General features: G+C 59.0%; 2 protein-coding genes. Both read left to right on the top strand.

What is annotated here, in order from left to right:
* The first annotated feature begins 205 nt into the window (after positions 1-205).
* Positions 206-793: an ERF family protein gene (locus ACESMD_RS10530; protein ID WP_372612932.1), complete on the top strand. Its 588-nt coding sequence runs from the start codon at positions 206-208 to the stop codon at positions 791-793.
* Positions 790-1,389 (top strand): lambda exonuclease family protein (locus tag ACESMD_RS10525; RefSeq protein WP_372612930.1); only part of this gene is annotated, 600 nt, incomplete at its 3' end. The genes ACESMD_RS10530 and ACESMD_RS10525, both read left to right, overlap by 4 nt.

Genomic DNA, 1,389 nt, shown 5'->3' with positions numbered 1-1,389 from the left:
TTAGTCATGCCTTATAGATTACAGTGTTTCCATTAAGATAGCAACTGTCCAGAAGGAGGCAGCGAGAACAGGGTCGTCTAGCGACGACGCGCTATCCCTCCCCGCACTAAAGGACGGGGTCTCTCGCGCAAAATAAGATGAGCCATTCACAGGCGATAGCTGATCTTAACGATCAATGGGCTCAGGGCGACATGAGGGCTGAGGTATGAAAGCACTAACCGAGAGGCTGGCTGAGATCCAGCGCAAACTCAGCGCGCCGAAGAACCAGAAAAACATGTTCGGCGGCTACAGCTACCGCAGTTGCGAAGACATTTTGCAGGCCGTCAAGCCGTTGCTGAACGGCCTTGTCATCACCATCAACGACGATATGCAGGTAGTAGGTGATCGCGTTTATGTGAAGGCCACGGCCACCATCACTGATGGCGAGCACAGTCTAAGCACTACAGCGTTTGCCCGAGAGGCAGCGACGAAGAAAGGCCAGGACGACAGCCAGATTACCGGCAGCACATCAAGCTACGCCCGCAAGCACGCGCTCAACGGATTACTGTTGATCGATGACAACAAGGACGCCGATAGCCAGGACAACCGACAGCAGGGCCAGCAGCAGGCACCGAAGACGGCTAAGGCGGTGGACGTAGACAAGGCGGTAGCCGCCATCCGTGGCGCAAAAGATGCCGGCACTATCAACAAGTACGTGCAGAGTGCACAGCAGCGCGGAGCGTCCCACCTACAGATGCAGAGCATCCATGCGTCGGCCACGGAGCGCCTAGGTGATCTGGAGGTGCATGCATGAACATGCCTGCACAGGGTACTGATCAATGGCACGCGGCTCGCAAGGGCCGCATCACCGCTAGTGTGATAGGCAAGGTCATCACCGGCAACGGCGAGGACGACGTGCTGCGCGACATGGTGCGCGACGCCCTGGGCTACCCGCGAGCATTCACCGGCAACGTCGCCACAGAATACGGCCACGCTAACGAGGACATCGCCCGCACTGAGTACGCGATGGAGACGGGGCGCTCGCCGGTCGAGACCGGCTTCCACACCCACCCCAAGCACGACTGGCTAGGGGCTTCGCCCGATGGGCTAGTGGGTGATGACGGGCTGATCGAGATCAAAGCTCCATTCAAGCTGCGCGATGCCCTCGAAGTGCCCGACGAGCTGCTCGATCTTGGCGACCGCGACCTGTACTGGCACCAAATACAATGCCAGATGGCGGTGATGGGCCGCGACTGGTGCGACTTTGCTGTGTGGTGTCCTGGAGAGATTAAGGTCAAGCGCTACCACCGCGATAATGTCTGGATCGGTACCGCAACCGACACCTGCCTGCCGTGGCTTGAGTACCTAAAGGACGTCCTGGCCGACCCCGAGGAAGCCGAGCGGGTTGCT

This window comes from Halomonas sp., assembly GCF_041689495.1.
In the GTDB taxonomy this organism is placed as follows: domain Bacteria; phylum Pseudomonadota; class Gammaproteobacteria; order Pseudomonadales; family Halomonadaceae; genus Halomonas.
The sequence above is the reverse complement of the archived record's forward strand: the minus strand, read 5'-3'. Positions and strand labels throughout refer to the sequence as shown.

Bases quoted from the DNA above. Each gene is read 5' to 3' on its own strand.
- ACESMD_RS10530 (WP_372612932.1), top strand. From the start codon at position 206: ATGAAAGCACTAACCGAGAGGCTGGCTGAGATCCAGCGCAAACTCAGC.